Origin of the sequence: Photobacterium aphoticum (assembly GCF_001029435.1) — a bacterium.
GTDB lineage: Bacteria > Pseudomonadota > Gammaproteobacteria > Enterobacterales > Vibrionaceae > Photobacterium > Photobacterium aphoticum.
Genome location: NZ_LDOV01000010.1, coordinates 558340 through 583749, shown reverse-complemented (window position 1 = coordinate 583749; position 25410 = coordinate 558340). Strand labels below are relative to the sequence as shown.

The window sequence follows — 25410 nt, the reverse complement described above, 5'->3', positions numbered from 1 at the left end:
ACACGGCCTAAGAATAGCGGTGAGAGAATTGTGTTGTGAGAAATGTGCTGTGCGGTTGCTGCGTGAAAAGCGCTGCCCCTAAAAAGACGGAGCAGCCATGCGATTAATCAGTGAGAAAATCAGAAACAGTCCAATGTGCTGAATGGGCGATGAGTTCTCACCGTTATACGGTCGGTACATATTGCGCGTGACGATAGTGCTGTAAAGGCCCAAACAAGTCAGAAGCGTTCTGTTTATCCGCAAGCACACACACGCGCAATCCCTCATCTATATATTGCTTAACTAACCTATTCAGCGTGCTAGGTGTGTAAGGTGCGCGGTCGGCATCCCTGCGGCATAAATCGAGGAAAATGCCGTCATCTTTCCCCGACGGGAATAGTACAAACTCCGATTGCTGCATTAAACGCAGTGCTTTCAAACTCAGCATCTCAGGATCGGTGCCGGTTTCAATCAAGTACAGGCCCGCAAGTGAATCTGTATTATCGTCTAGTAATTGCTGAAAATGCACTTCTAGTTCATCCATGCTTTGGGCTTGTTCTACACCGGCATGGCGGAAGAACAATTCCCAAAATTTTCGACGCTCATCCACGGTCTTAAAATACTGCTTAATACGGTCACGCTGTTGACCGGCATAGTCGGCTAACAGGCTCAGGTTTTGCGGTAATTGTGTTTCCAGTTTCTCGCGTAAAAAACGCACTAAAACAGGGGAGGCGCCGCCACTGGATATCGCCACCTGAATGGGCGTGCGATCGATTAGAGAGGGCGTGATGAAGTTACAGTAGTCTTTATCATCAACCACATTTGCCCATAATCCCCGTACTTGGGCATCTTCAAAAACGTCATGATTGAGTGCGCGATTATTCGTCGTGACCCAGACCTGCATGGCCCCGTTTAAATCGTCGGGTGTATAGGATTTGTTAATCCATGTGATCGCCGCTTTCTCTACCAGGCCGTGCAAATAAGGGTGAAGCGCCGGGGAAACCACGGTAATGTTCGCCTCAGCTTTCCTTAATAAGTCGATTTTTCGGCATGCCACCTCACCACCGCCTATAACGACCACTTTTTTATTCTTTAATGATAAAAATATCGGTAGATAATCCATGAAATATACTTCCTAGGTATGCTTTGTGCTAATGATAACCTTATGAGTTATAGGCACTAAATGATTTGAATCAAAGTGGGTTTTATTAAAATGTCACGCTTTGAAATGTTTTGAAACATTTGAAGCAAAAATCTTCTTTTAACCCTGATATTGTTCAGCTTCTATTAAACGCAGAATGCTATTTTCAGCCGCAGAGGTCAATGAATTACCCATTTCTGCGCGGGAAGGGAAGGTTAACCCCATAATCCACATTATTACAGGTTAACAAATCTTTTGCGCTTTTTTTACATTTTAGATGGTCGGCAATATGAATAAGAAACTGATGCTCGCAACGCTCATAAGTACCAGCTTGCTGGTGGGGTGTGGCGAGAAAGCGACAGGGCAACCTGGCGCAATGATGCCTTTGGTGGCAGCACAACCTGTTACTGTGATTGATTATCAACAAGGCAAACAATTTGTGGGCCGTACAGAGGCCATGGAAGACGTTGCCATTACCGCACAAGTGTCAGGCTACTTAAAATCTCGTTCATTCCAAGAAGGTGAGCAGGTTGAAAAAGGCCAGCTATTGTTTGAAATTGAACCGGCGGCGTATGAAGCCCGTCTAGCCAGTGCACAAGCATCGGTATCTCAGGCAGAAGCCACTCTAAAGCGTGCCAACCTTGACTGGCAGCGTGGTGAAAACCTCCTACCTAAAGGCAGTATCAGCCAATCAGAATATGATCGTTTAACGGCAGAAAAACTGAATGCGGAAGCCCAGCTTAAAGCAGCCAAAGCACAGGTGAAAGCCGCTGAAGTGGATCTTTCTTACACCCGTATCGTCGCGCCTTTCAGTGGCCGTATCAGTGACAGTAAGGTGAGTATTGGTGATTTGGTGTCGCCAAACGCCGGTGTATTGACCACCTTGGTGAGCTTGGACCCGATGCAAGCGTCTTTCAATGTGAGTGAGCGTCAGCGTCTGGAACTTGGCATCGATTCACTGGATGGTGCCGGTAAGGGATCAAATGATGTAGAAGTGGTACTGACCCTATCGAACGGTGAGCAATATGATCAATTAGGTACGGTTGATTACATTGGTAACCGCATTGATTTGAACACCGGTACGATTGCGATGCGCGCCAGCTTTAATAATGCAGAGCAGGTATTGTTGCCGGGTCAGCACGTGCAGGTTTTCCTGCGTGAGAAATCGCCGGTAGAACGTATCGTGATCCCACGTCGTGCGGTACAAAGCGATCTGGAAGGGGATTTTGTGATGGTGCTGACAGACGGCAATGTGGCGGAACGCCGCAACGTGAAGTTAGGGCCTCAAACGGAGCAAGGGATCATCATCGCATCAGGTGTGAATACCGACGATACCGTGCTGACCAAGGGCTTGCAGCGTGTGCGTAACGGCGTGACCGTGCGCTTGGAAAATGAAGAGGCGAAAGGGTAATCATGCTAAGCCGCTTTTTTATCCAGCGCCCTAAATTTGCGCTGGTGATCTCAATCATTCTGACCTTGGCAGGTGCTATCGCAGCGATGAACCTGCCTGTGGCGGAATACCCGAAAATCAGTCCGCCGTCGGTGGGTGTAAAAGCCTTCTATTCAGGCGCCAGTGCTGAGGTAGTAGAAGAGGCGATCGCTGACCCGATTGAAGCCTCTGTCAATGGTGTTGAAAACATGATCTACATGTCTTCGAAAAGCGCCAATGACGGTTCATACAGCCTGAACGTGACGTTTGATATCGGTACCGATCCGGATATGGCACAGGTTAACGTACAAAACCGTATTGCTCAGATTGAATCTAAGCTACCGGCAGAAGTGCGTATGGTCGGTGTGACGGTGAAAAAACGCTCGCCTGACTTGCTGATGGTTTTGAACTTCTATTCACCTGACGGCCAGTATGACGATAAGTTCCTGATCAACTATATTAACCTGAACGTGAAAGACCAGTTGGCGCGCGTGAAAGGGATCAGTGAAGTGAACGTGATCGGTGGCGGTGAATACTCCATGCGTGTCTGGCTTGACCCAGAGAAGATGGCGAACTTGGGGCTCACCACATCTGACGTACACAAAGCCTTGTCAGAGCAAAACGTTCAGGTTGCAGCAGGTAAAGTGGGGGCCGCCCCTTACAGTGCCGCGCAAGAAGTGCAGTTTAACCTGGTGACAAAAGGTCGTCTTGAAAGCGTCGATGAGTTTGAAAAGGTGGTACTGCGTGCCAACAATGATGGCTCAATGGTGTACCTCAAAGACGTTGCTCGCGTAGAACTGGGTAAAAAGTTCTATGACGGTAACGGTAATTTCCGTAACCAGCCTGCGTCTATTGTGACGTTAAACCTGCAGACTGATGCAAATGCATTGGAAAGTGGTAAAGCGGTGATGGATACGCTGGCGCGTATGAGTAAAGACTTCCCTGAAGGCATGGCTTACGAGACCAGTTATGATACTACCTTGTTCGTTTCTGAATCGATCAAAGGGGTGGTGAAAACCCTGATTGAAGCGATTCTGTTGGTTATCGCGGTGACGTACCTGTTCTTGGGTAGCATGCGTTCTACCTTGATCCCTGTTGTTGCGATTCCGGTTTCGCTGATCGGTACGTTTGCCATCATGCTGGCGGCTGGCTTTACCATCAATACCGTGACCTTGTTCGGTTTGATTCTGGCTATCGGTATCGTCGTAGATGACGCCATTCTGGTTATCGAAAACGTGGATACCAATATGGCGCGTGATCCAAGCCTGACACCGCGTAAAGCGACGCTGATCGCGATGAAAGAGGTAACGGGCCCGATTATCACTTCCACCTTGGTTTTGTTGGCGGTATTCCTGCCGGTGGCAATGTTGCCGGGTATTACCGGTATCATGTACCGCCAGTTTGCACTGACCATTTGTATCTCGGTACTGATCTCGTCAATTAACGCCTTGACCTTATCGCCAGCATTGTGTGCCTTGGTGTTGAAACAAGGTGGCGGTAACACCGCACGCTGGTTTGAGATTTTCAACCGTGGTCTGGATAAAATTACACTGAAATACGGCGCCATTGCAGGCTTCCTTGTCCGCAAAGTGGCATTGCTGGTGACCTTCTTTGTATTGGCGGTCGGTGCGGTAACCTACTTGTCGAAAACCACTTCAACAGCGTTTGTTCCGACAGAAGATAAAGGTATCTTGCTGGTTAACGTGCAGCTGCCGGACTCAGCATCACTGTCACGTACTGAAGCGACGACCATCAAACTGCAAGAAATGCTGGCTGATGAGCCGGGCATTGAAGGTATTACCGTCGCCAATGGCTTTGCGTTCCTGACCGGTGCTTCGGCATCCAACGGTGCGTCACTGTTCATTAAGTTGAAAGAGTGGGACGAGCGAAATGCGATGGAAGGGGATCATTCCTCCTTTGCGATTTCCAGCCGTATTAATGCCCGTGCGGCGATGACACTGCCGGAAGCGGTCGTGTTTGCCATGGGTGCCCCAGCGGTACCGGGGATGGGACCGGCATCAGGCTTTGAATTTGTACTGGAAGATACGCTGGGCCGTAGCCGTACTGATTTGGCCAATGTCATGGGGGAAGTGATTAAGAAAGCCAATGCGCAGCCTGAAATCCAATACACCTTCAGTACCTTCCGTGCCAACGTGCCGCATTTCTATGTGGACATCGACCGTGTGAAAGCCAAGCAGTTAGGTATTCCACTGACAGAAATCTTCCAAACGCTACAGGGTAACTTAGGTTCTATGTACGTGAACGATTTCACGATGTACGGCAAGAACTACCGTGTAACGCTGCAAGCGGACAGTGACTTCCGTGACAACTTGGATGCGTTAGATCGTTTCCACGTTCGATCTGCAAACGGCACCATGATCCCGCTAAGTACGCTGACGAAAGTGGAGCAAGTGTTTGAGCCAGACGTGGCATGGCGTTACAACATGTACCGCTCGGTGGTGATTCAAGGTTCTCCGGCGCCGGGTTACTCAAGTGGTGATGCGATTGCGGCAATGGAACGTGTTGCGGCAGAAGTGCTGCCACAAGGTTACCAGTATGAGTGGACCGGCATGGCATATCAGGAAGTGCAGGCGGGCAACCAGGCGATTTATGCGTTTGCGTTAGCTTTGATCTTTATTTACCTGTTCATGGTGGCACAGTATGAGAGCTGGAGTATTCCGCTGGCGATCATTCTTGTTGTACCGGTTGCGACGTTGGGATCTTTCTTGGCGTTAACCATTACCGGTACACCATTGAACTTGTACGCACAGATTGGTTTGGTTCTCTTGATTGCCTTGGCGGCGAAGAACGCCATCTTGATTGTGGAATTTGCCAAGATCGAGCGTGAAGAAAAAGAGTTGGATATCGAACAGGCGGCGGTACGTGGTGGTCGTCTGCGTTTCCGTGCGGTGAACATGACGTCGTGGTCGTTCATTTTGGGTATTCTGCCGCTGATCTTTGCTTCAGGTGCAGGTCACATCAGTCAGAACTCACTGGGGATCTCCTTAACGGGTGGCCTGTTGTGCGTACTGTTAGCTGGTACCTTCCTGATCCCAGGTTTCTTCGCACTGGTTCAGCGCCAGCGTGAGAAATTCCATGGTGGCTCAACCAAGCTGATAGAGTTAGAAGACGATTAATACGTTATTGACGTTATCTCTGTGACTAAAGCGCCTTCGGGCGCTTTTTTTATGTGACTGTATTTTCGGTATGACGAAGCAATAAAAGAGGCCAGCTGCAAGGGGGAAATGCAGGGTTGGCCTCAGTATATTAATCAACAGACTTGGGTGAACTTATCCGAGTTGACGACGCCAGAAAGCCAGTGCCATCAACGAGGCCAATAGGCCTAACGGCATGCTACCGCCACCAGATGATTTAGACGTGGTCGAAGATTCTGTTTCTTTTCCTGATTCACCGTTGCCATCTCCATTACCACTGCCTTCACCGCCACCATTACCGGTTCCGGCATCAGGGTTGGTGGCATCTTCACTCACTAGATCAAAGGGATTGTGAGTGAAAGATGAAGTGGCTAAGCCCGGCAGGTTTAATTGTGTCTCTAGGGCAATCCAGTCGTAGTAAGCCGCCAATTCTGTGTAGAGGCCATTGGTTTGAGCAAGTGGGTTACCGATATATTTTTCATCACAGTAAGGACCATAGCTGGTGACGCCGATGACGCGTAAACCATGATCGGTATCACCTGCGTTGTTCGGGTTTTGCCAAATCAGCGGCCCGCCGGAATCCCCCGCACATACGTCTTTTTTGACGTCTGGAATGTTACTGTCGGCACAGACGAAGTGAGAACTGCCGGTTAAAGGAAGATCACCTTCATCACATTGATCTAATGGAATGCCCGCGAGTTTCACCACCATCAATTCATTAGGGGGGAGAAAATCAGGTTCGGTATTCCCCCAGCCAGACGCAATAACATTGCCATTGGTAGCGGCTGTTGGTGTCCAAGTGTTCACAAAATCCTGATTGGCCAATGCTTGTTCGTCAGGGGTGGCGAGTTTAATCGGTTTTGCCACGCTGGACAGCGGGCGGTCAACTTTGATTAGTCCAATATCGTCATCTAGGTCATAGATACCGTTAAAACCAGGATGCTTGATTTTTTCCACAATATTGAATTTGAATTTTTCATCGACGGTATTCGCTTCACCTGTGGAATTAGGGATGTAGGTTGTGCCAGCGATCAGGGTATTGCCTAATTGCGCATAACTTTCTAAACAATGCGCTGCTGTGACTGCCCAGTAATCACTGATAATAACGGCGCCACACCCAGAGTAATAACCGCCATACACTTCTTCTGACATAATGGCAGCTTGCCAAGGCAGTAAATCGTTGGCAACGCTGCTGGCTGGTTCGCCGTTCATCACTTTTGTGTTCAATGTTGAAGCGGCCTTGCTTGAATGTACATCTGCGCTCGCTGGCATCTCGGCTGTGGCGAAGCCTGAGAAAGCCACCGCAGGGAGGGCGAGTGATAGTGCCAGTAGGTGAGGGCGGAATGTTATTTGCGGGTTATCCATGTCGCTAAATTCCTTTTCGTTGGGGTGAACACGTTGGGATGAACATAGTTTTGATACCCATGGTTCACATAAGTTAACGTCCTGTTTCTTGCAGGGCGATCTTACTAAAAGATAACCACATGTTAAATAACGGTTAATTATTACTTACAACTTTGCCGATGAATAAAAATGTCGTGAAGCAATCATCCGTGATGTGAGCTAATTCTCGTGCTACTGGTGCAAGGCCAGTTAAAATACCGGTAATTTAGCTGAACATGAGAATAAATGGATGTCATATCAACATGTGATTGGTTTTGGGGTAGCAGGTAATTTTGCAGGCCACTTAGAGCAGGCGGGCGAAGATAAAGACTTCCTTGCTGTTGAAGTGAAAGAAGCGATTCAGCCGAAAGCGATTTTCCCTTTTTACGTCCCTTCCGAAAAAGCGGGCTTCTTGTCGACTTACCCGTTGTCACATAACACGATTGTGCCGCCAAATGATGCGGACAATCTGCAAATCGAGCCGGAAGTGGCACTGCTCTGTGATATCACTTATGACGGTGAGCGTGTGGTCAGTATCAAGCCAACGCATTTTGCTGCTTACAATGACTGTTCAATTCGCAAACCGAATGCGAAGAAAATCAGCGAAAAGAAAAACTGGGGCGAGCAGACCAAAGGTTTATCTGACCGTTTGATCTCGTTATCCAGTTTGGCAGAAGGTGGTGAACTGGACGCATACCGCATCGCCAGCTTCCATTTGCGTGATGGTGAATTGCACCGTTACGGCGAAGACAGTCCGGTATTGGGCTATAGCTACTTCCATGAAAAGCTGTTGGATTGGATCATGGATCGTATGAACAATCAGCAGGATGTGGGCCCGACAGAGCACATTGCGATGCACCTAGCCAACGCTGAATACCCAACACAGGCGATCATCAGCATCGGTGCGACCCGTTATACCGAATACGGTGAAACCACCTTCCTGAAGTCTGGGGATACCAGTATGGTTGTGGTGTATGACGGCACACGTTTTACACCCGAAGAGATTGTTAAACGCGCTGAAGCCGGGCAGTTCGATGAAGATGGCATTTCTGCATTGGTGCAATTTGTCGCCTAAGTTATTTTTCTCTGCCATTTAGAACGGTAGCCTGAAATGCAAAAGCCTTACTTGTGATGAGTAAGGCTTTTTTGTTGGGGCAAATATTGAAGAGAGCTCGGGAATCAAAGGCGAGAATTAAAAGCGCCAGAAAAACTCGATAGAACCGTTAGAGTTGGAGCTGCGAGGATCTTCTTTAAAATCTGGCGTATTGGTGGCGAAACTGAGGCTGGCTCCCCATTTTGGCTGATAATACACCGCACCCAACACGGCAGTGGCTTGCCAGTGTTCAATGTGAGTATCGGGCACATTGTCCGGGCGATCCCCTTCGATGGTCACATCATTAAAACGGTAGCGACCCTCAAGCCCGGCAAAGAAAAAGTAACCGGATTGGCTGGTGGCCAGTACGCCGCTGTCGACAAATTTACCCGGCGTAAACCCCGTGGTGCCAAAGTTATCAGCAAGGTGCTTACCCCAACGCATGACTCCGCCTATAGCAGCTTCACTCTGATAATTACCCGCATTCAAGCGGCCCACCGCACTGATGTCGTAACTGTTATTACCTGATGTTGGTTGGCGAGTGATCAGGCGATGACCCTGATAACCCAGATTAAACAGCATTTGATTCTCGATTTGATAATCCCAGCCCATCGGATCATCGGATCCAATAATTTCATGGATAAACTTCTGGCTTTGTTCAGCAAAGGCATTCGGGCCAATAACACCCAGCATCAGGTTAAATTTATCGACAGAAGACGGGGTGTACTGGTAAATGCCACTTTCTAGAAACAATACCCCAGCGTAAGGGCGCTCATTTGGGACGGGTTCGGTTGACTCAATGTCTTCCGGCGTCCACATTTGTTGGCCAAGTCGCAGGCTCCAGCCTTGTTTGGCGGCGTCATCTAAAGGTAACCATTGTGCGGCAAAACGGATTGGAGCAGGACCATCAATCGACAAATTGTGGCTGGCGGGTGCGTTATATTCTAAAAACACGCCATTGGTGTAGTTCTGATCTGTCCCTACAATGCCGTCGTTATCCATGGAAAATGAGAAGCTGCCAGCATTAAATGCAAAAGCGGGCGTTGCAAGTATTACACTGCTAACAATCAGTGCGCTTGAGATTTGTTTCATTGACAATCCTTTGATACAACATGAAGGTGTCTGTACATCAGTGGTTGCGGGACAATGCTTTGTCTGTTTCATGAGATATTCCTTTACCGCAACTATGGTCTGTTTATCATATCGAATAGTGTTGATTCACCGCCAGTGTATTTACGTTTCATACGTCAATGTTTGTGATGGCGGTTCTTTTTGTGCAAAGGAAAATCAAATGTCAGCGTTAATGCTTCCTTCTTCACGGGTTTCTACCGAATGGTTAGCTGAGCATTTAACACATCCGCAGTTAGTGGTGTTGGATGCCAGTTGGTTTATGCCGGGGTCTGAACGTAATGGCTATCTTGAATGGCAACAAAAGCGTATTCCTCATGCGCAATATTTCGATTTCGATAAAAAAATCGCGGATCCAGATGCGAGCTTGCCACACATGCTGCCGACCGCTGCGCATTTTGCTGACGAGGTCGGTCAGTTAGGGGTCAGTAATGACAGTGTCATTGTGGTGTATGACAGTCAGGGGATGTTTTCTGCGCCACGGGTATGGTGGATGTTCCGTGCAATGGGGCATCAGCATGTAGCCGTGCTGGATGGCGGTTTTCCTGCCTGGCGAGCCGCTGGGTATGCGGTGGACACGCAACGCCCTGAGGCGGTCACACCCACCCAGTATAAGGCAACCTTAGATCATGCGTGGGTGATTGATGGGGATACTTTGCATCAGCACTTAAATGATCCGGACAATCAAATCTTTGATGCGCGTCCTGCTGAGCGATTTTATGGCTTACAGCCTGAGCCGCGAGAAGGGGTTCGTAGTGGCCATATGCATTACGCAAACAGCCTGCCGTTTAGCCAATTGCTGCATAACGGTTATTTCTTGCCGGATGATCAGTTAAAGCAGCGATTTGATGCGTTGAGTGAACCCGAACAGCAATTGATTTTCAGCTGTGGGTCGGGTGTTACGGCCTGTATTTTGGCATTGGCGGCGGATTTATCTGGCCGTAAAAAGCTGACTGTTTACGATGGCTCTTGGACAGAGTGGGGCAGCGAGTACAAATATCCCGTGGAATAACTCGCGCGGAATATCTTTTCGTAGAAATACATTTTAGTGAATAGAAAAGCCGATGCAATTGAAGTGTGTCGGCTTTTTTGTATGTAGAACAGGATATGACTTATTGATGGGCGGGCATGTAGTTGTATTTCTCTACTAAGGTTTGCCCGTTCTCCGAAGTCACGTAATCCATAAAGGCTTTCGCTGGCTTGGCCACTTTCTTAGGTTTGTATAGCATTAAAAAAGGACGTGAAATCTTATAATCACCGGATTCAAGATTATCTAACGTTGGCGCAACGCCATCAAAAGAGAGCGCTTTAACAGAATCATCGACAGAGCCCAATGAAATATAGCCAATGGCATGCTTGTTGCGAGAGACCAGACTTTTCACTGTACCATTGGTATTGACGACCAACACTCGTGGATTAACTCCGGAAACGACTTGACCATCAATTTCACGAGTCAGGTGCATGTAGTCTTCAAACGAAAAGCGTGATCCCGAGGCATTTTCACGGCTGACGACAGCCATTGACAGGTCAGGCCCTCCGACGTCTTTCCAATTGGTGATTTTACCCTGATAGATCTGCTCGATTTGTTCACGTGACAAGTTGGTGACCGGATTGTCTTTGTGCACCACCATGGCAATGCCATCATGGGCAATCAAGACCGTTTCGACATCCGGCTTAATTTCATCCGTGTTCAAATAGCGAGAGCTCATACCCAAATCCGACACGCCTTTTTTCAGCGCTTGTATCCCGGCAGACGAGCCAATGCCTTGTACTTCGATATTCGTATCAGGTGTCGCTTTCGTGTAGGTTTCTGCCAATACTTCTACAATATGGCTCGCTGAGGTCGATCCGGTAATGGTCACTGTGTCTTCGGCAGAAGCCGTGAACGACAAGCCAGCAATGATCGCGTACAACGTGGATCGGGTAAACATGTCAATCTCCAATAGCACCAAATGAACAATGGCGCCCATGCTATTACGAGACTATGACACTAATGTGAAAAGTCGAATGGGATGAGTACAGAATAAATCACTGGCTGCTGTTAATTCTCGTCTTTTTTAGCCATTTTTTCCTTATACATCGCTTTATCCGCTTTGACTAAAATGGCATCCGGATCGCTCAGGTTACCGGGGTAATAAGGGGATAAACCCACGCTTAAATCAATCTGGTAGTAATCGCGCGTGGTTTCGCTGGCATCATAGAGCGCACTCAACCACGCCTGACTGTTCTCGGTGTCTTCAGAAGGCAGTAGCAGTACAAACTCGTCGCCACCAATACGGTAAATTTGGCTGCCTGCTGGCGCCGTGTCTCTTAAATGTTGAGCTATTTTTACCAGTAATGCATCACCACACGCGTGGCTGAAGGTGTCGTTGACCTGTTTAAAGTTATCGATATCGATATAGGCTAAGACGCCGCGTTCATGAGAAAAAGCCATTTCATCAAAATGACGGAATAAGGCCCGGCGGTTTTGCAGCCCCGTCAGATCATCTTCTAACACCAACCGGCTTAATTCCGCTTCTAATTGATGGGCAATGTCAATTTGGTTGTTGAGTTCATTAATCAGTGAGCGGCGAGAGGTCATCATTTTGATAAAACAAAAGCAGATCAAAAAAACGCCAATATGCATGAAGATATTGTCGATTGAATTGATCAGCCAGTGTGAATCTAACTCTGGCACCTCATCGAGAATATCAGCCAGAACCCCAATGGAATAGGTGCCTGTTGCTAACATCAGCCAACTGCGCATGTTCTTATCCACATCTTCACGTAGCAGCATGATGATCAGCACCAACGTCATGATCGATACGACGATATCTAATTGGCCATTTGCAGGTACAAGCGCAGACAATAATACGCCGATACAGACAAAAACGATAAGACGAGGCGGGAGTTGCGACAGTGTATTCATGAAAGCAGACAGTACTCGTGTTCGATATTCACCTCATGATTACAAAGCCGGGTGGGGCATACAATCTGTTTACACTTTTATGTCAATGAAACAGCGCGTTAGTCATTTATCTATGATATGTGCAATGAGTCATGAGTTAATACTGACTCTTTGAAATCTCCACCAGAAGACGTTCTGATACTTTCCTTCCTATCAGTAAATGCAAGACTTGAAAATGACTCTCGAAAAAGTCTTTCCCATCACACTTTATGCAGCGATCAAACGCTCAACATTTTTTATATTTCATCAACAAAAATGGAGGAAATTTCGATATTGGATACAAAAAGCACAGATATTGGATGAAAATTCTGTTACCAGGATCTCAATATTGGAAACAAAGATTGTGTGCTAGAGCTGAAACAATGTCTTTGATATATAAAGGATGTAACAAAACATGTCTATTAACATCATTGTAACAACGTATTGTTTGTGTCTATGCTACTAAGAGTGTGATGCACAAGGATGCGCTAACCAAAAGAGGTCGGAAATATGCTGACAATGGCAAGCAGTGCTCAACCCAATAAGGCGCTTGTTTCCGAGAGGATTCAAAAGCTTATCAAAGCCCTGTCAAACGGGGTGTACGAGCGTGAAGAAACCATCAAATTGTGTCTGCTTGCTGCATTGGCCGGGGAGAGCGTGTTCTTATTAGGGCCGCCCGGTATTGCGAAAAGTTTGATTGCCAAGCGACTTATTCAGGCTTTTGATAACAGCCGCTTTTTCGACTACCTCATGACACGTTTTTCTACCCCCGAAGAAGTTTTCGGTCCACTTTCCATTCAAGAACTCAAAGACAACGGTAAATATGTCCGTTTAGTGGACGGCTATTTGCCGACCGCGCAAGTCGTGTTCCTGGATGAGATTTGGAAAGCGGGGCCGGCTATCCTTAATACCTTGTTGACAGTGGTGAACGAGCGCACCTTCAAAAACGGGCAAGACGTTCTGCCTGTGCCAATGCGCTTGCTCATCACGGCATCGAATGAATTGCCGGACGAAGACAGCGGTCTTGAAGCTTTGTACGACCGCATGCTGGTACGTGTGTTTGTTAACCGTATTCAAGAGAAGCAAAACTTTAAAGCCATGTTGATGGGAGAAGGCCCAGCCATTTCGCAAATGGAGCCGGGGTTAGCCATTACGGATGAAGAATACGAAAGTTGGCAGTCACACATTGATGGCATCACACTCTCAGACGCTATTTTTGAGAAGATTTACCAGCTGAAAAGCATGATTGAAACGCGTTCTGCGGAAGAGGATGGGGTGGATGCACAAGAGAGTGAGTTGTATATCTCTGACCGCCGCTGGAAAAAGTCGGTACGCCTTCTGAAAGCCAGTGCCTTCTTTAATGGCCGCGACGCAATCAATCCATTGGATCTTCTACTGCTACGTGATTGTATGTGGAACAGCCCGGAATCTCGCCAGGTTATTCAGACTATTATTCAGGATTTTGCCACGCAGAAAGCATTCAATCAGGAAGCCGCACAGGCCAGCGCAAATGAAGCCAAAGTCATTCTGGAAGATATTCAGAATGAGATTCTGGCTGAACTGTGCATGACGTTCACCCGTGAATCCATGATGCGTAAGGAATGGTTTAAATACGATTTCTCAACGGCCAAGCGTTATAACGTCAATCATAATCCTCGCATGATCAAACTGGTGATGCTGCAGCAGAACCCATCGGTGTCAGAGCAAGAAAAGGGCGATAGCCGCTGGGTGTATGTGGATGGCGATGAGTTTGAGAAAAAAATCAAATCAGGCCAGTGTGATATGTACGGCTTTGTGAATAAAAATACCCACCTGTGTCGTTTCCAGTTTGAAGTCGACGCGCAACAACGTTTGGTCATTAAAGATATTGCCAATCGTGCAGTGCTGGTGGGTATTGCCGGTGAGCATGGTATTACCGATGCACAACAAGCCCATTGGCTGAAAGAAGCCGAACGCGCATCAGAAAAAGCAGTAGATGCCGAACATAACCTGAAAATGTCGCGCAGTAGTTTCCACGGCGCATTACCGCATAATTTTATTGATCCGCAATTGCCGGAACAAATTGAACACAGTTTGTCGCTTGCCACGGACGCGGTGCATGACCTGAAAGTCATGATTGAGAAAAATGCGTTTCGCATTACTCAATTGTCCGAATATTTTGCCTAAGGAGTTGTAGCCCTTATGCCTATATCTGAAGGGATGAACTTAGCCTTGATGCTGAGTGAGTCCGGCATTATCGACAATGCAATTCACGAACTCATGATGCAGCCACAAGTGATGATGGCTGCGGAATCGAACCCGGGTATCAAGTCTGCCATGAAACGCCAAATCAATAAGTGGCGGGGACAGGTGCAGCAGCGGATCACCAAAGTCAGTGTTGAAGATCAATTCCAACGCGAGATCAGCCTGTATCAGGAAGTGAGCCAGTGGGAGCCGGCGTATTTCCGTGAGCATGTCCATGAGGCGGTGAAACAGTTAGAAGGGCAATCGACCTATTATTTCAAAGCAAAATCATTGCTGGATAAGGACGTACAGAAACAAAACCCGATGTTTCAGCAGTTCTTTTGTCATCAGTGGTACCAACATCTGACGCAGGCATTAACAGAAGCGCAGATGAACGAACTGGAGCAGCACAAAGAGAAATTGTTGTCTGATCTGTACCAGCGCATTGAGACCATGCAGCAGATGGATGAAGTCACAGAAGCGGGTGATGAAACCAAAGCCGGTCGGTTATGGGATATGGCGAAAGCCAAGTTGACCCGTACCGATGTCACCACGCTGAAAACCATGGCGACGTTTTTGAAAAAAAACGATGGGCTGCAAGAAATTGCTGAAAAATTGGGTCGCATGGCCAATGAGATTGATGACCCGAATAAAGCGCGGGTGCGCTCAGAAGATCTGAAAATGGTGGAAGAGCGCAGTGACAGTGTCACTGATGATATCGTCGGGATCCATGAAAGCGACGACTTGTCTAAGTTGTTACCCAATGAAGCCATGTTCTTGGCGTACCCTGAACTGGAAGTGGTGTTCTACAAGCATTTGGTTGATAAGCGCCTATTGAACTACCGCATGCAAGGGGCGCAACGTAAATTACGTCGCGTGAAAGCCTATAAGCGTCAAACCAAACAGGTGGAGCAAGATAAAGGCCCATTCATTGTGTGTATTGATGCCTCGGGCTCTATGAATGGCTTTCCAGAGCAATGCGCTAAAGCCTTAGCCTATGGCTTGATGCAAATCGCATTAGCGGAGGATCGTGATTGCTATGTGATCATGTTTTCAACGCAGCAAATTACCTATGAATTGACCAAGCAAGATGGGTTACGCGAAGTGCTCAATTTCTTGTCGTACAGTTTTCATGGCGGCACAGATTTAGGCCCGGTGTTGGATCAATCTATTGATCTCATGCTGGGGGAGAAATACAAAAATGCCGATTTGGTGGTGCTATCGGACTTTATTGCACCAGCGCAACCGACAGAAATGCTCAAACGCATCAATAAACTGAAAGAGCATAAAAACCGATTCCACGCGGTGAGCTTGTCTAAGTACGGTAACCCTGAATTGATGACCATCTTTGACCATTGTTGGTCTTATCACCCCTCAAGACTTGGCCGCTTGTTTAAGTGGCGGTAAGGTCAGAGTAAAAAGAAACGAGGCGAAAAGCCTCGTTTTTTTGTGTTAGGTTTCTCCTTAAATACTAGAGATTACCTCGTCGCAAAATAATCATTCAGTGCCTGTCGCCACTCTGGGCTTTTTCGTATTTTTAGCAAGGCCCGATTGAGTTTCTCTCGGTGTGGACTGTTGTTTTCAATCACCAACCCATAGTTCTGTTTTTCAAATTGATAGGGGAGAATGACGAGACTTTCATATTCTCCATTTTCTTTGGCTTTCTTGATCATGAACTTCAGCACGGCATCATCTGCCACAATGGCATCAACTTCACCCTGATCCAAAGCCACGAGCAGGTCGGCGGTATCCGGGTAACTGCGGTGGACAATACTGTGGTTAGTCAGAAACAGAGAGGACGTTGATGCTTGTTTGGCGCCGACTCGCATTTTGGCCAGATCATTGGGTCCTTTGATATCTGAACTTAATAATCCGAGGGTAAACGTACTGGCTAACACCGCTGTGATACTGGCAATAAAAAAGGTCGTAAAGACGGCGAGCATCACCGTTAACACCCGCCCTGTGAGTGTGCGAAATTCGTAATAGTTAAATGGGCCTTTCGTGATAAACAGCAAGCCTAAGATGAACCCCTCGATCAGCTTGGCTTTGTTTGAAGACATAGAATACAGTTTGTCATTCACTTTGTGTTCCAGCAGGAAGTAAATTCCACCGACGATCGCAGCGGCCGCCATAAAGAAGCCTAAAACTTTGAGCAGTTTGGTATTGGTTAGGATCTGCTTGATGGTGGCAAAATGCCCTTGCTGTTTCACTACAATCGCCAGGTGTGTCTCATAAAAAGAGTGGGAAAAATCGAGTATTTCTTCCCGTTCAGGTGTGATGGAAATACAAGAGACCCCGATGTTGAGCGTCTGTGAGGCAACATCATTCAATAATTCTTCCAACCCATGGTTGGTGATCTTGTATTCTAATCCCAGCTCATCGGCAATTTTATGCCATAGAAAAATGCTGAGTCCTGAGTAGGTGCCGTCATCATGTTCAATGACAAAAGGCGGACAATTGTAACTGCCGACTTGTACGCGTGCATTTGAGGAAGGCTTTGTGGCTGTTTGGTTGGCGGTAATTTCTTGTTTTATTGAGTTTTCTTGTTCGGCATGCGCTTGCATGGATAGCAGAGTAAATACCAATAACACGATAGACAGACGCAGGCAGGAAAATACGCAATAGGCACAATGATGTTCACGAGATAAGGTGCAGGGTCTGCGGTGAGTTCTGCGGTGTGTTCTGTCGTGTGTATTGGTTGCCATTCATTTGCCTTGTTACTGATAGGTCTGTATTCAGTATAAGCAGGCTTCATCACATATTCGTAAAACCGTCATTCCTTTATCACTTTAGCGTCATGTTTTCGTGAGTGAAAAGCGCATCCCAGCAAAGAGCATTCAAAGGATCGAGCAAACCATGAACGAGGCAATGGAGTAAGAACAAGTATCAGGCCATGGATCAAATGGCGATATTGGTGCGTATCTATCAGTGATTCTGTGCATGGCTTTTAACGCGGTTCTGTGAGTTTGACACAAAGCGCTGAGATGCCATGGACTATGCTTAAGATCCAATGGTTTCACTTTTTTATTGCGCACTTACCGGTACTCGACAAAATGCTTACTGGTTTATCCAAACTGATAGGGACGAAGGGCATCCATGTCCATCGTGTGAGGCGCATGAAACAGATAAACGGGCTTTCGTCCCAACCGGTGGAATCTCAGATCATCAATGAAAGTCTGGAGGGGATATGCGACGTGTGTCTTTTTTGGCTGGATTGTGTTTATGGATATTAAGTGGGTTACTGAGTACGTTAGCTCAAGCGCAAACTGTTTGGGTGGTGGATGTACGAGGCGGCATTGGGCCTGCTATCAGTGACTATGTGGCGCGTGAAATACAATTAGCCCATGAAGAAAATGCCAAACTGATTGTACTGAAAATGGACACCCCCGGTGGGTTAGACACTTCAATGCGGGATATCATACGCGCGATCACCATTTCCCCTGTGCCTGTGGCAACGTGGGTGGGTCCCGCTGGGGCGAGGGCTGCCAGTGCAGGTACGTATATCCTGCTTGCTAGCCACGTTGCAGCCATGGCGCCGGGCACGAATTTGGGCGCTGCCACACCTGTATCTATGACGGGGCCTGGCGGTAAAGAACCTGATGATAGCAGCAGTAATCCCTTCGCTCCCAAGAAAGACAAACCCGTCTCATCACCGGATTCATCCTCTGAGTCAGAGTCAGCCAGTCGTGACCCGGCGAATGGTTCCGGCACCAGTGATGAGACTTCCGCCATGCCAGATGAAGAAGAAAATATCAAAGCTAAAACGGCCATGGAAAAGAAAGTGATCAATGATGCCCGAGCTTACATTCGGGGATTGGCGAAGCTACATGGCAGAAATGCGGAATGGGCGGAAAAAGCGGTGACACAAGCTGCCAGTATTGATGCGGAAAAAGCACGAGAGCTGAATGTGATCGACTTTATCGCGCCTGATCTGGATAGCCTGATTGCCCAAACGAACGGGCGGACAGTGATGATCAATGGCATTGAAAGCACCATTGCACTTTCCAATGTGGCCTATGTGGAACGTGAACAAGATTGGCGCTTCAAGCTTTTGGCCGTCATCACGAACCCGAATGTCGCCTATATTCTGATGTTGATAGGGATTTATGGCTTATTGCTCGAGTTTTATAACCCCGGTGTGGGTTTACCTGGGGTACTTGGCGGGATCTGTTTGCTGCTTGCGATGTACTCCTTACAAATGCTGCCGGTCAGTTACGCGGGATTGGGGCTGATATTACTGGGTATCGCGTTAATGATTGCAGAAGCGTTCAGTCCCAGTTTTGGCATATTGGGCTTAGGTGGCATTGTCGCTTTCGCGCTGGGCTCCATTATGTTGATGGATACCGAAGTGCCGGGATACCAAATTGCGGTGCCTCTGATCGTGGGCTTTACGGTGGTGTCGGCCTTGTTCACGTTTGTGATTTTGACCATGCTGCTGCGGTCACGGCGAAAACCCGTGACAACCGGTGTGGAAGTGTTACTCGGGGAGGAAGCGACCGTCATGAGTGGTTTTCCGGGGGATGGACGAGTGCTGGTGGATGGCGAAGTGTGGCAGGCGCATTGTCCCGATGCATTGGAAAGGGGACAACGTGTCATTGTTACCCGCGTAAAAGGGCTGTCGCTTGATGTGGTCGTTGGTCATTCCAAGTCAGAAGAACCGTGAGGCTGACACTTTGAGATTAACACCATGAGATCAACACCGAATATCAACGTGTCGCTACCGAATCTGCAGACAGTATGCTGAACCGTACTGACAAAAAAGATGAATAAGGATGCATGTCATGATTACGTATTCAATTGCTACCATCATCGTATTAGTGCTGGCGATTATCATCAGCATGTTCAAGGTATTGCGCGAGTATGAACGTGCAGTGGTATTCTTGCTGGGGCGTTTCTATGAAGTGAAAGGCCCAGGCTTGATCATCATTGTGCCGATCATTCAGCAAATGGTGAGAGTCGATTTACGAACCATTGTATTGGATGTGCCCACGCAGGATTTGATCACGCGTGATAACGTGTCGGTGCGTGTGAACGCCGTGGTGTATTTCCGCGTGCTTGACCCGAAAATGGCGATCAATAATGTAGAGAATTACCTTGAGGCCACCAGCCAGCTTTCGCAGACCACATTACGTTCAGTGTTAGGGCAACATGAATTGGATGAATTGTTGTCTGCACGTGAAGAGTTGAATCGGGATCTGCAGTCGATCTTGGATCAGCATACTGACAATTGGGGGATCAAAGTCGCCAATGTGGAGATCAAACATGTGGATCTGGATGACAGCATGGTCAGAGCGCTAGCACGTCAGGCCGAAGCGGAACGTTCACGTCGTGCAAAAGTGATCCATGCAACCGGTGAGTTAGAAGCATCCGCTAAATTGCGAGAAGCGGCTCAGGTACTGAATCAGTCCCCAAATGCTGTTCAGCTGCGTTATATGCAAACACTGACCGAGATTGCCAATGATCGTACGTCCACCATTGTTTTCCCAATGCCAATTGACTTGGTGGATAAAGTAGCCGGCATGATGAGTACGCAAAATGCCTCTGCTTCACCATCAGCCTCACCTTCTGCAACATCACCTAGCGTGTCTTTTGCGGATGAGAAAAGGGAGGCGGGGAAAGGCAAACCAGAGAGTGATCAACAGAATTAGCTATATATCCGTAATCGTCTTATAACAGTGAAAAATACGGTGGCTGATTAGCCACCGTTTTTTTTGTTGCGTTGCTTGCTGCTTAGGTTACGTCTTTCATTGCTTCAATTGATCAGCGAATGATTTAAGAACGCTGCAGCATGAAGGTCTGGTATTCCAGATCTTCAAATTGGCTATCGAGCATGATCATGCCCACAATCGTAGTGACCAGCATCGTAATGGCAAAGCCATAGCCATAGAACACGGGCCCCATATCAATGCTGACAAACGCCAGTGTCACGTTACCTATTGCCATCAATGCCGTGAGGGCAAGGGCTGAATATCGTTTGTCGAGGTAGTACATGACATTGAGGATCGACATCACCAGCACTTGTAAGCTCACACCGACTAAATCCACATACAATAAATGCAGATAAGCCAAATCAATTTTCAGTGCGAGCAGAATGTCTTCTGCCCATAAAATCAACAGTGCAAGGGTAAGCCCCTGTACTTTAAAAATTTCATAAATGCTTTGCTGACAAGCGAGAACCATTTTGTCTTTCAATAACTGGATGGAGTCCAATGTCGCGCCTTCACGTACCGCGTCATAAAACTTCAGACAGGCATCCGCAAAGTCGGTTTCCATGCGCAACATGAACACCGCCATGCCCGGTACAATGGCCAAATAAGCAATGAAGATAGGTAAGTCATAGATGTAGGAGGCGCGGAACACATCAATGACCTGATGGGATGTTTCCTCTCGAAACCAGAATACAAACTTATCTAACCACACCCCAAGGTTGTAGAGAAAACCACACAGGATCAGTGAGAAAAACGTCTTTTTGTAATTAAGAAATTCAAAGTCCACCAACCGGTTCGCGGGGAAATCGCGTAGGACGTGATAAAGAAAGGCGAAGGTCATCAGGGCCTGACAGCTGGCGAAAATAGCCATTAAACCAAGCAGACCAAAAGGAGGTAAAAATAAGCTCAATACGACCATTAAGGCGTAGCTGAGGGCCATGGTGAAAAAGATGCGGTAATACTCTTTCATCCCGCTGAGGAAGATGATGATCAGCCATTGGTTACACAGCAAGACGAAAGAGGCAAAAATAGTGATTTTGACAGGCGCTTCAATGTTTTCACAAAAAGCCAGTACGCCCAGACCAAAAATGGCCGCTAAGGTGCTGGTGACTAACATCGAGCCCAGCAAATTCGGTACGATTTTGTGTTCTTCTTTGGCAAACAATAAATCGGAGATATAGCGGGTCAGTAATAATTGGAACAACCCGCTGATGATCAGAGAGCCCGCCATCAGGTAAGTGACGATCACCAGAAACTGGACGATCACATAGGTCGGGAAGACGATCCCGATGCTGATCAAACCGATGGCAAGCAATGCCAGAATCGACAAAACCCATGGCCCAGAACTGATCAATCCCGCCAAGCCATAGGCTTCAATCATGGATAATAAGGAGTTCCGTTTTAGGATCTTCCGTATCTCAAATCCAATCCCTGCCATCAATGGCCTCCTTATATAAGTTGCGATAGGCCGTGTACATCATCGGCTCATCGTAATATTTCATCACGCGGGCTTTGCCCACATTGCCAGCACGTAACCAAGCGTCTTTATCACTCAGTACTTTGATGATGGCTTTTGCGCCTTCGTTGGGGCTGGCGATAGGAATAATTTCGCCCGCAGAGCCTAAAGCGGCATCTTCACCCGCCGCACCATCAATGATTTCCCGACAGGCACCCACTTCCGTGGCAATACAGGGGATACCTGACGCCATGGCCTCAAGTAACACTAATGGCTGTGCTTCACTGATGGAAGTCAGCATCATGACACCTAATTGAGGCATGATGTCGACGACATTCTTACTGCCGACCATTTTTACGTTGTTCTTTAAACCCAAACTTTCAATCAATAATTCACACTCATGGACATAGTTAGGGTCCTCTTCTTTCGGGCCAATGATCCAGCCTTCAAGGGTAGGGAAGGCTTCTACTGCGCCACGAATGGTACGAATGAAAGTTTTGATGTCTTTAATGGGTACGACGCGACCGACTAACCCTACAACCAATGGCGGACTGTCGGGACGTTTCTCATAGGCAGCATGAAATCGCTCGGTACTGATCCCGTTGACGATGACCCGCGTGCGATCACTAGGGGCGCCATCCGTGTGTTGCCGCTGGCGGTTTCCTTCAAACAGGGCGATGATTTGGTCAGCCTGGTTATAGGCACTCAGACCTAATTGTTCAAAAAACGAAATCCATGTTTTACGCGTATGATCCATCCCTTTATGCATAGAGATATCAATGGCGTTGTGGGTGTCTTTGATCCAAGACGCTTGAGCTAAATCGATTTTTCGCTCTTTAGTGTAAATACCGTGTTCGGTCAGAAGGAAAGGACTTCCCATGCGCTGTTTGGCCAGTGCACCCAGAAAACCCGCATAACCAGTCGATACACTATGAAAGACTTTGGCTTTCGGCAGATTTTGCGAAATGGTCGATAAGATAAATATCGGTTGATAGATGTTACGGTACGTCCAGAAATAATCGACGAATGACTGCTTAGGTGCCGAAGCAAAATAGCGTTCGGTGATCACTTCCCACGACGCGCGGCTGTAGAGAAAATCACTCATGGTCAATTGCCCGTCTTTACCCAGAAAGGCTGACACATCAAGCAGTAATTGATCAGGAATCGGCTCATTGTTCTTTTCAAAAAATGACAGGAATCGACTCCATGTCTGAAACAATTTGGATTTTCCGCGTCGCGCTGAGGGTTTAAGGTGGCCTTTGTCTGAAAGCAGGTAATGCATTTCAAAACCGACCACATTATCCGGAAATTCATAAGCGGGTTTATCATAAAAATCAGGGTGGCCGCCCAGAAAGATCAGGTGGAAAGTATACTCGGGTAATCCGCTGATGATCTGATGTACCCAGCTGGATACGCCGCCGCGCACATAAGGGTAGGTACCTTCTAACAGCAGGCAGATATCTACGTCCGTATCATGATGCATTAACCGTTTACTGCTCATCCCCACAACTCCTTGATTTGACTGAGGCGTTCTCCTTTTTGCTCGGGGAAGTACGCGATGTATTCTCGGGCGGTGTCATAGTCGCCATTGATATAAGCGGCTTCTGCTAAATACGGGGCAACCTGGCGTAACAATAAGCCACCATTCAGCGCCGCTTGCAGAGATACCATGGCATCTTGTGGACGATTTAAGTCCAATAACACCCGGCCTAATAACAAGTGCGCTGAAGCCGTGGTGTGTTTTTCGAGTGAGAGCATCAACCATTGTTCTGCGGCTTCTAAATAGTGTTGGCGCAAAATGCCTTCGGCAATGCCGAGATAACATAGCTCCCAATATTGTTGCGCCACTTCATGGGCTTTTTTTGCGGTGGGTTTACGGTCATATTGCTTTTTAAAGAGCGCAATGGATTCGTTAATTTGGGTTTCAATACTTTCCAAAGAGGCGTATGCCAATAAGCGCACATCATCGGTTAAGTCTTTTAATGCCAATTGCAAAAGGGGCACGGCATGCTGTCTGGGCAGCTGGCGAATGGCGGTGACCGCCAGGGCGCGGCGCTCTGGGTCAGTGTTATGCAACAAGAGTTCTCGCAAGGCCCCGGCACCAAATTGGGTATCAATGGCATCCCCCGGATTTTGTGGTAGCGGGGCTTTTTCACATTCTTCCCAGGTTACTTGTGATTGCGGGCGGGGCAGATACAGCGCCACTAGCAGTGAACAACTGGTACCAATCATGCCAATAAGTGGAATGAAATAGTTAAAGAGAAACAGAAAGCTGATGGCAGGCAGTGCCGGGCTTTTGTAGTGATTGGGCAAAAGCAACCAACAGATACCGGTGAAACTGGCACAGGCAATGGCATGGGTTGTCGCAAAGGCACCCCAACGTTCCAGTGTCATCGGTTCGGCATAGACCAAATAGAAACTGGCTATTTCAAAGGTTATCGTTTGAAGTGTTAACCACAGTTTCATTGTAGGCTCCGAGTTCATTCATCAGTTTCTTTATTTCTTGTTTGTCTTTCGCCAGTGAAAGCGGGCCGATGATATCGATATCTTGAATGTCATCCCCAAGCTGGCTGTGTAGTAGCTCCTCTAATCGGCGGATATAGTGTTGGGCATCGTATAACGAAGTCAGTGGTAGCAGTACGGCCAAACCATGTTGCTGGCGTCGGGTCCGGCATGACCAGTACACGTCCGCCCCGCGTCGGTAGTGAATAACCGAATCAATGATGTGCTTGTGTTTGTTTTGGCTGTCGATGCACACCACCAGTGAACTGTCAGCCCCATAATGGCGTTTGTTATAACGGGCGCGTTTGATGTATTGCAGAAACATATCATTTTGGTGCGGCGCCAGAATCGGCGTCACGATCATGTCACTGAGTAAATCTGCCGCGTGATTTGAGACCAGCGACAGCAGTGCCACATTGGCCGGTGTCAGCATAAAAAATTTGGCATTTTCGGCGACGACAGCGGCTTGCAAGGTGCCATAGGTATCCAGCAGTGGGATGCAAAGCTGATAACGGGATTGATGCGTTTGATTGGCGGCCAATTTAGCCGGTGATAACACTTTTTTGGTGGCTAACATGTCTTGCAGCATAGGATCAGACAGTACCAGTTTGTGGTGATCCCCCAGTGTTGCTTCGGCTTTGGGGATGATCTTATTGTCTTGTACCTTGTAGATCCCGGCGACTTCAATGCCGCCGATTTCTGCCAATAGGTTAAGGAACGGGTGACCCAAATATTCCAACCGTTGCTCACTGTGCTGGGTTGCTATTTTATGCAGTGCGCTGATACTGGATCGCAAGCTGACGGTTTGACCCGCAGTACGCTGCTCAAGTTGATCATGAGAGACTTTCAGCAAATGGTAGTTTTGGGTAAAACTGTCGATTTTTTGCTGCATGTATTGTTGGTCAAGCTGATGCTTACGGTTGATGTTGTACCAGTAGTCCTGAAACTCACCGGCTATCATCGCCACCATGATGGTGCCAATCGCCAAAGAGAGCGGATAATACTCAATGTGGCCGGTAATGTTCATGATAGTGGCCAGACCGGCTGTTGTAAGCAGGGCGCAGGTAAACCCTTTAGCAAAGCCATAACGCAAAGCAATCAACAATGGGCCGAACAGCGGCCAGAAAAAATTATGTTCGGTCGATGTGGGAGCCAGAGAATCTGACTGCGTCCAGATATAAATGGCAATCACCGCCACCAACACGGTTTCCAGCCATGCCAGGCCGGATGTCCGTAATCCGTTGAAGATTTTTTTCTTTAATGGTTGCTGCATAAGCGTGTTCCCAG

General features: G+C 47.6%; 18 protein-coding genes. 8 read left to right on the top strand and 10 right to left on the bottom strand.

The annotated features are described in order from the left end of the window. Positions 1-163: 163 nt before the first annotated feature. Positions 164-1102 (bottom strand): NAD(P)-dependent oxidoreductase, encoded by a 939-nt coding sequence (locus ABT58_RS06630; protein ID WP_053063002.1) that lies wholly within the window; start codon positions 1100-1102, stop codon positions 164-166. A 307-nt stretch (positions 1103-1409) separates the two neighbouring features. Between ABT58_RS06630 and ABT58_RS06625 the strand changes: the two genes are divergently transcribed. Both ABT58_RS06625 and ABT58_RS06620 read left to right on the top strand, forming a co-directional pair. Beyond that, entirely contained in the window at positions 1410-2531 is a 1122-nt protein-coding gene (locus ABT58_RS06625; protein ID WP_047873505.1) for an efflux RND transporter periplasmic adaptor subunit, read from the top strand. 2 nt (positions 2532-2533) lie between these two features. Then, positions 2534-5686, top strand: a complete 3153-nt coding sequence (locus tag ABT58_RS06620) for an efflux RND transporter permease subunit (protein WP_047873504.1) — start codon at positions 2534-2536, stop codon at positions 5684-5686. A 153-nt stretch (positions 5687-5839) separates the two neighbouring features. Here the strand turns inward: ABT58_RS06620 and ABT58_RS06615 are convergent, their stop codons facing one another. Further along, positions 5840-7069, bottom strand: a complete 1230-nt coding sequence (locus tag ABT58_RS06615; protein ID WP_053063001.1) for a S1 family serine peptidase — start codon at positions 7067-7069, stop codon at positions 5840-5842. Positions 7070-7337: 268 nt separating this feature from the next. Between ABT58_RS06615 and ABT58_RS06610 the strand changes: the two genes are divergently transcribed. After that, positions 7338-8162 carry a DUF5718 family protein gene (locus ABT58_RS06610; protein ID WP_047873503.1) on the top strand — a complete coding sequence of 275 codons (825 nt, stop codon included), beginning with the start codon at positions 7338-7340 and terminating at the stop codon, positions 8160-8162. 117 nt (positions 8163-8279) lie between these two features. Here ABT58_RS06610 and ABT58_RS06605 read toward each other — a convergent pair whose 3' ends face one another. Next, complete coding sequence (locus ABT58_RS06605; RefSeq protein ID WP_047873502.1) at positions 8280-9272, bottom strand: lipid A deacylase LpxR family protein; 993 nt, start codon at positions 9270-9272, stop codon at positions 8280-8282. 199 nt (positions 9273-9471) lie between these two features. Here ABT58_RS06605 and ABT58_RS06600 point away from each other — a divergent pair, with 199 nt between their 5' ends. Continuing rightward, the gene (locus ABT58_RS06600) at positions 9472-10320 is read left to right on the top strand and encodes a sulfurtransferase (protein ID WP_047873501.1); all 849 of its coding nucleotides are present in this window, start codon (positions 9472-9474) and stop codon (positions 10318-10320) included. 100 nt (positions 10321-10420) lie between these two features. Here the strand turns inward: ABT58_RS06600 and ABT58_RS06595 are convergent, their stop codons facing one another. Together ABT58_RS06595 and ABT58_RS06590 are read right to left on the bottom strand one after the other, a co-directional pair. Then, positions 10421-11239, bottom strand: coding sequence for a phosphate ABC transporter substrate-binding protein (locus tag ABT58_RS06595; protein WP_047873500.1), 819 nt, complete (start codon positions 11237-11239; stop codon positions 10421-10423). A 110-nt stretch (positions 11240-11349) separates the two neighbouring features. Next, positions 11350-12216 (bottom strand): GGDEF domain-containing protein, encoded by an 867-nt coding sequence (locus ABT58_RS06590; RefSeq protein ID WP_047873499.1) that lies wholly within the window; start codon positions 12214-12216, stop codon positions 11350-11352. A gap of 528 nt (positions 12217-12744) precedes the next feature. Here ABT58_RS06590 and ABT58_RS06585 point away from each other — a divergent pair. Together ABT58_RS06585 and viaA are read left to right on the top strand one after the other, a co-directional pair. Then, on the top strand, positions 12745-14400 hold the full coding sequence (locus ABT58_RS06585; RefSeq protein ID WP_047873498.1) for an ATPase RavA domain-containing protein: 1656 nt from the start codon (positions 12745-12747) through the stop codon (positions 14398-14400). A 15-nt stretch (positions 14401-14415) separates the two neighbouring features. Beyond that, the gene (viaA, locus tag ABT58_RS06580) at positions 14416-15864 is read left to right on the top strand and encodes an ATPase RavA stimulator ViaA (protein WP_047873497.1); all 1449 of its coding nucleotides are present in this window, start codon (positions 14416-14418) and stop codon (positions 15862-15864) included. Between the two features lie 71 nt (positions 15865-15935). On the opposite strand, the gene ABT58_RS06575 is transcribed toward viaA, so the two are convergent. Then, on the bottom strand, positions 15936-17162 hold the full coding sequence (locus ABT58_RS06575) for a transporter substrate-binding domain-containing protein (protein WP_229821549.1): 1227 nt from the start codon (positions 17160-17162) through the stop codon (positions 15936-15938). A 491-nt stretch (positions 17163-17653) separates the two neighbouring features. Here ABT58_RS06575 and ABT58_RS06570 point away from each other — a divergent pair, with 491 nt between their 5' ends. Beyond that, entirely contained in the window at positions 17654-19120 is a 1467-nt protein-coding gene (locus ABT58_RS06570) for an NfeD family protein (protein ID WP_047873666.1), read from the top strand. Positions 19121-19238: 118 nt separating this feature from the next. Further along, entirely contained in the window at positions 19239-20105 is an 867-nt protein-coding gene (locus ABT58_RS06565; protein ID WP_229821547.1) for a slipin family protein, read from the top strand. Positions 20106-20229: 124 nt separating this feature from the next. Here the strand turns inward: ABT58_RS06565 and pelG are convergent, their stop codons facing one another. The 4 genes from pelG to ABT58_RS06545 are packed head-to-tail and all read right to left on the bottom strand — an operon-like array spanning position 20230 to position 25396. After that, entirely contained in the window at positions 20230-21603 is a 1374-nt protein-coding gene (gene pelG, locus ABT58_RS06560) for an exopolysaccharide Pel transporter PelG (protein WP_047873496.1), read from the bottom strand. Continuing rightward, positions 21584-23122, bottom strand: coding sequence for a GT4 family glycosyltransferase PelF (gene pelF, locus ABT58_RS06555; RefSeq protein ID WP_047873495.1), 1539 nt, complete (start codon positions 23120-23122; stop codon positions 21584-21586). Before pelF ends, pelG begins: the two co-directional genes overlap by 20 nt. Beyond that, positions 23119-24087 carry a HEAT repeat domain-containing protein gene (locus ABT58_RS06550; RefSeq protein ID WP_047873494.1) on the bottom strand — a complete coding sequence of 323 codons (969 nt, stop codon included), beginning with the start codon at positions 24085-24087 and terminating at the stop codon, positions 23119-23121. Before ABT58_RS06550 ends, pelF begins: the two co-directional genes overlap by 4 nt. After that, positions 24050-25396 carry a PelD GGDEF domain-containing protein gene (locus ABT58_RS06545; RefSeq protein ID WP_047873493.1) on the bottom strand — a complete coding sequence of 449 codons (1347 nt, stop codon included), beginning with the start codon at positions 25394-25396 and terminating at the stop codon, positions 24050-24052. The genes ABT58_RS06550 and ABT58_RS06545 overlap by 38 nt, the downstream gene beginning before the upstream one ends. Between the last annotated feature and the right edge of the window lie 14 nt (positions 25397-25410).

Coding starts and splice junctions, on each gene's coding strand:
- ABT58_RS06630 (WP_053063002.1), bottom strand. CDS start 1,102: ATGGATTATCTACCGATATTTTTATCATTAAAGAATAAAAAAGTGGTC.
- ABT58_RS06625 (WP_047873505.1), top strand. CDS start 1,410: ATGAATAAGAAACTGATGCTCGCAACGCTCATAAGTACCAGCTTGCTG.
- ABT58_RS06620 (WP_047873504.1), top strand. CDS start 2,534: ATGCTAAGCCGCTTTTTTATCCAGCGCCCTAAATTTGCGCTGGTGATC.
- ABT58_RS06615 (WP_053063001.1), bottom strand. CDS start 7,069: ATGGATAACCCGCAAATAACATTCCGCCCTCACCTACTGGCACTATCA.
- ABT58_RS06610 (WP_047873503.1), top strand. CDS start 7,338: ATGTCATATCAACATGTGATTGGTTTTGGGGTAGCAGGTAATTTTGCA.
- ABT58_RS06605 (WP_047873502.1), bottom strand. CDS start 9,272: ATGAAACAAATCTCAAGCGCACTGATTGTTAGCAGTGTAATACTTGCA.
- ABT58_RS06600 (WP_047873501.1), top strand. CDS start 9,472: ATGTCAGCGTTAATGCTTCCTTCTTCACGGGTTTCTACCGAATGGTTA.
- ABT58_RS06595 (WP_047873500.1), bottom strand. CDS start 11,239: ATGTTTACCCGATCCACGTTGTACGCGATCATTGCTGGCTTGTCGTTC.
- ABT58_RS06590 (WP_047873499.1), bottom strand. CDS start 12,216: ATGAATACACTGTCGCAACTCCCGCCTCGTCTTATCGTTTTTGTCTGT.
- ABT58_RS06585 (WP_047873498.1), top strand. CDS start 12,745: ATGCTGACAATGGCAAGCAGTGCTCAACCCAATAAGGCGCTTGTTTCC.
- viaA (WP_047873497.1), top strand. CDS start 14,416: ATGCCTATATCTGAAGGGATGAACTTAGCCTTGATGCTGAGTGAGTCC.
- ABT58_RS06575 (WP_229821549.1), bottom strand. CDS start 17,162: ATGGCAACCAATACACACGACAGAACACACCGCAGAACTCACCGCAGA.
- ABT58_RS06565 (WP_229821547.1), top strand. CDS start 19,239: ATGATTACGTATTCAATTGCTACCATCATCGTATTAGTGCTGGCGATT.
- pelG (WP_047873496.1), bottom strand. CDS start 21,603: ATGGCAGGGATTGGATTTGAGATACGGAAGATCCTAAAACGGAACTCC.
- pelF (WP_047873495.1), bottom strand. CDS start 23,122: ATGAGCAGTAAACGGTTAATGCATCATGATACGGACGTAGATATCTGC.
- ABT58_RS06550 (WP_047873494.1), bottom strand. CDS start 24,087: ATGAAACTGTGGTTAACACTTCAAACGATAACCTTTGAAATAGCCAGT.
- ABT58_RS06545 (WP_047873493.1), bottom strand. CDS start 25,396: ATGCAGCAACCATTAAAGAAAAAAATCTTCAACGGATTACGGACATCC.